The following is a 4,602-nucleotide window of genomic DNA, read 5'->3' on the forward strand; positions in this document are numbered from 1 at the left end:
GCTGGCGCCGACGCCGACAAACATCTCGATAAACTGCGAGGCCGAAATGCTGAAGAAGGGAACCTCGGCTTCTCCGGCTACGGCACGGGCCATGAGGGTTTTTCCGGTCCCGGGCGGCCCAACCAGCAGGATTCCCCGCGGCACCTTGCCCCCGAGTTTTTCAAATTTATGCGGGTCCCTTAAATACGCGATGATTTCCTGGAGTTCCTGCTTGGCTTCGTGCAGGCCTGCGACGTCGTCAAAGGTTACCCGCGACTGTTCCGGGGAGTACAGCTGGGCCCCGGATTTACTGAACCGGTTCAGTAAATTGCCCCCCATGCCGCCCTGCTGCTTCATCCGGCTGAAGATGTACCACCAGACCCCGATGATGATGACCCAGGGCAGCAGGCTGACCAGGACCGACACCCAGAAAGATTGATTTTCAGCCGCTTTGGTCTGAACCCTGACCCCGTGCTGCTCCAGCAGCGGGAGAAGTTCGGGATCTTCGATCGGCGGCAGGGTAGTGTGAAAGTGTAAAAACTCGCGTTCTCCTTGGAAGCGGCCGGCCATCAGCTGGTCGGCGGTCAGGGACATTTTCGTGCTGAAGCTGCCGGTGAGGTCGCCGCCCTGCAGGGTCACTTCAATGACCTGGGCGTTTTTGAGCTGCTGCTTGAGGAAACTGTAGGTGATTTCGGCAACCGGCTCGGCCGGCTGTGGCGGGAAAAGAGTGAGGTAGATGAGATTAAGCCCCACGATAAGGGCCATCACCAACAGGAGTCTCTGCAGAGGATTTTTCATGTCAAGGCCACACTGGGATTAAATGCTTTGGGCTTAATTATGTTTGCCGCAATTGTATATACAGGGTAACAGGAATTAGGATGCTTGCTCTGATTGTCTCTATTGTTTGGGGAGTTTCGTGAACGGTATATTCGACTCTGGTCCATTCTTTTGCACAGTGTCTGTGCGTCAATTTGTTCTGTGCCTGTGCCTTGGCTACAAAAAAAACCATGCGGCCGGTATCCCGGTCGCATGGCGTAGAATCATTGTCGACAGCAAGTGAGGCGGTTCACAGGGCTAACAGAAGCGAGGTTCTTTTAGCCGTTTGCCATGGCACTGGAGCTGCTTTCAGCGGGCGTGAAGGGACTATGCTTCCGAATCCTCTGGTAGAGAAATAGGTGCCGAGGGGGGCTCGACAGGCTGCGGCAGTTTGATCAACAGGCGGTTTTTCGGATCGTCCTCGCGGTGGCGTTTGATCAAAGATTTCTGGTTGCCGAAATAGTAGCGGACCCCCATCAGGGCGTGCTCGTAATTTTTCTCGCCAATGGCCGCTTCAGCGAAGAGCGCAAGCCCTTCTGCGGCCTGAAGTTCAACCCCAATATGTCCTTGGGTCTGGTCGCTGTCGGCAAAAGTCCCCCCGATTACAAGCCGCAGATTGTCAGCAGGGTACCAGGCCAGATCGAGGATTCCGTAAGCGGCATCGTCAATGTCACCGGTTTGGTGTCCCAGTAACGCCTCGGCGGTGAAAGGACCGAAATAGTATTCTCCTTCCAGGGCGTAGCGCTCGAACTGAGTGCCATCGTAGTCAACGTAGGACACCGCGAGCCCCAACAGATGACTCTGGGGGTCGCGGGTAAAGAGATGCAATCCAAGCCCTTTGATCTGGTCGGTACTGCCAATTTCACCGTAAATGGCGTCGAACTGAGTCCCCATCATCGCCCCGAGGGGGAGTGATGCGCTGCCCGATACGACCTTGGTATGATCGCCATCCATGTTGCCGTAAACGCCTTCCACCTTTCCGTTGGGGGCGGAAATGGCGTCGGCCAGAGAGAGCGAGGGCAGGGCCAGGGGCAGGCCCCACATCGCAGCCAGCACGATTAAAGCAGCCGCCAGAAAATGTCTTGAACATAGTGTTTTTTTCATTTTGTCCTCCCGGGATTGTGATTGACCATGCGTCGGTGGTTATGAAGTGAATCTGATGCGATCTCAGGTCTTGAAATCGACTGCTTTTTTGCAGCCGCAAAATGTGAAAAAATTAACAACTGCTTGATAGTATAAGTGCAGGCTAATGTCAATGTTTTTTATGTTTTCAGTTTGTGGGTGCCAGGAAAGAGAGTACGTCTACGGGAGGGCGCAGGAGGATATGATGCCGCGTTTCCTTGCCGCTTAATGGTACGTAAGACATCGAACTTTATATGGTTTTGCTGGGGTATTCACCTGTGGAGAGGTCGACAGAGGCCAGCCTAGCCAATTAAGTTCGTAGAAGAAGCTCGTGGGCCGTGAAAAGCCACGGCTTGGGCTGTCTGTCTTTCCGAAAGGGGGAGGGCGGTTTCAAGGGGAAGGCAACGGGTGTTCAGTTTGCCGAATAGTCAGAGAGAGCGTCGCGAGCGACCTAATGGGGGGCACAAGCTTAGCGGCAATCATAGTTCAATTAGTGGGTGGCGGTCAGTGCCAGGAGGAGGGCTTCTTCCTCGGCGGGGAGAACGGTGCGCAGGTTGAGCAGCAGGCGGTTGTCCTGGCAGCGGCTGGCGACCGGCGGCCGGCTTTCACGCAGGGCGACGGCGAGGGCGTCGACGGAAAGGTCACGGGGGGCCAGGGCGACAGCATAACCGGGAAGCTCGGTGAGGGGGAGGGCGCCGCCGCCGACGGCGGAGGGTTCAGGAACCACGGTCACGACGGCGCGCTCGCCCAGGCTCTTCTGCAGGCGGGCGGCGTAGGCGCGGCTGCGCTGCTCCAGTTCGGCGGCCGGCATGCTGAGCATGCGCAGCACCGGAATTTCTCGGATGGCCTGCTCGCGGTCGAGGTAGAGGGCCAGGGTCGCCTCGAGGGCGGCCAGGCTGAGCTTGTCAATGCGCATGGCGCGGGCCATCGGATGATGGCGGATCTTGTCGATGGCGGCGCGGCTGCCGACGATCAGCCCGGCCTGGGGGCCGCCGAGCAGCTTGTCGCCGCTGAAGGTGACCACGTCGATGCCGGCTTCGACCGCCTCGCGCACGGTCGGCTCGCGGGGGAGGCCGAAGGGGGAGAGGTCCATCAGCATGCCGCTGCCGAGGTCCTCCATCACCGGGATGCCGTGGCGATGGGCCAGTTCGACCATTTCGGCGGCCGGCACTTCCTTGGTGAAGCCGACGATGCGGTAGTTGCTGGTATGCACCTTGAGCAGCAGGCCGGTCTGCTCGCCGATGGCGTTGGCGTAATCCTTCAGATGGGTTTTGTTGGTGGTCCCCACTTCCTTCAGAATGACACCGCCGGCCTCCATCACGTCGGGGATGCGGAAGGCGCCGCCGATCTCGATCATTTCGCCGCGGGAGACGACGGCTTCCTTCCCCTTGGCCAGGGCGGTCAGCGCCAGCAGCACGGCGCCGGCATTGTTGTTGACCACCGCGGCGGCCTCGGCGCCGGTCAGCCGGCAGAGGAGCTGATCGATGTGCGAATAGCGATGGCCGCGCTGGCCGGTGGCCAGGTCGAATTCGAGGTTCGAGTAAGAACGGCTGACCCGGTCGATAGCGGCCAGCGCCGCTTCGCACAGGGGCGCGCGGCCGAGGGTGGTGTGCAGCAGGGTGCCGGTGGCGTTGATCACCTGGCGCAGCGAGGCCGCCATCTTGGTCTCGGCCAGCCGCACCGCCGCTTCGGCGACGGCGTCAGCAGACAGGTCGAGGCCCGAAGATTCCCGCAGGATCGCCTGTCGCAGGGCGTCGACCGTCTCCTGGGCCGCTTCCAGCAGCAGTACGTGGGGGCAGCGTTGGGCCAGGGTCTGCATGGCGGGGCTCTTGAGCACGCGGTCGACAGCGGGGAGTTGGCGCAGCAGGGTCTGTTTGTCGGTCATGGCTATTCCTGAAAAAGGCCCGGGTTCCTGAACCCCGGGCCTTTTATTGATTCGGGCCGACAGCGCTGAGTCTGGCTGTCGCACTGGGTTTTTCAGGTGGCTCGATTCTGGCAGCAGGTGGGGCAGGGTGCCGCAGACTGTCGCCTGAATGCTCTGATTGTGCCGAAAAGTATAGCCTGTCCGACGGGGGGAGTTCAACAGCCATTATTCAGATACTTCTGGTTTTCGGGCTGGTTTCGTTTGGGCTATGACGGCGGGCTTCTCCAGGTCATTTGTCTTCCGGCAAAAGGGGCGCCGATGTAATCCGGGGGGGGCGTAATTTTCATTGTCGGGATTGTATTTCAGCCGTCCGGCTTCACCGGTGATGAAATCCCATCTACCCTAGAGCGAAGTGTTTTTCGCAACCTCTGCCATCGCCAGGCATTCAGTAGACGACCCGGTTGAACTGGACGGGAGCGGGGAGGACAACTTGCTCAAGGTCCGGGTCTGTCCTCGGCCGGGGGAGATCCCCGGCCGCTCGCTCAACCGTGTTGAGACGTCCGCCTTTTTTGAATGGTTTCAATCCTCGGCCGGGGGAGATCCCCGGCCGCTCACCCCACCGTTGGTCACTGTCCCACCAACCGCCGGTTTCAATCCTCGGCCGGGGGAGATCCCCGGCCGCTCCACCGAAGGCGGGGGGGACCGGAAGGCAACCTCCCGTTTCAATCCTCGGCCGGGGGAGATCCCCGGCCGCTCGTGTGGGATATGTTGCCTGGTGGGCGGGGTAATGATGTTTCAATCCTCGGCCGGGGGAGATCCCC

The 4,602-nt window shown here is 59.9% G+C and carries 3 protein-coding genes; all 3 read right to left on the reverse strand.

Features of this window, described 5'->3' with window-relative positions; genetic code table 11:
* A partial coding sequence (locus tag ABYV89_RS14710; RefSeq protein WP_432823688.1) for an ATP-dependent metallopeptidase FtsH/Yme1/Tma family protein occupies window positions 1–777 on the reverse strand: 777 nt, incomplete at its 3' end.
* Window positions 778–1,122: 345 nt separating this feature from the next.
* Complete coding sequence (locus tag ABYV89_RS14715; protein WP_432823689.1) at window positions 1,123–1,899, reverse strand: hypothetical protein; 777 nt, start codon at window positions 1,897–1,899, stop codon at window positions 1,123–1,125.
* 508 nt (window positions 1,900–2,407) lie between these two features.
* The gene (gene selA / locus ABYV89_RS14720) at window positions 2,408–3,802 is read right to left on the reverse strand and encodes an L-seryl-tRNA(Sec) selenium transferase (protein ID WP_432823690.1); all 1,395 of its coding nucleotides are present in this window, start codon (window positions 3,800–3,802) and stop codon (window positions 2,408–2,410) included.
* Window positions 3,803–4,602: the final 800 nt, after the last annotated feature.

Origin of the sequence: Trichloromonas sp. (assembly GCF_041583255.1) — a bacterium.
In the GTDB taxonomy this organism is placed as follows: domain Bacteria; phylum Desulfobacterota; class Desulfuromonadia; order Desulfuromonadales; family Trichloromonadaceae; genus Trichloromonas.

Bases quoted from the DNA above. Each gene is read 5' to 3' on its own strand.
- ABYV89_RS14715 (WP_432823689.1), bottom strand. From the start codon at position 1,899: ATGAAAAAAACACTATGTTCAAGACATTTTCTGGCGGCTGCTTTAATC.
- selA (WP_432823690.1), bottom strand. From the start codon at position 3,802: ATGACCGACAAACAGACCCTGCTGCGCCAACTCCCCGCTGTCGACCGC.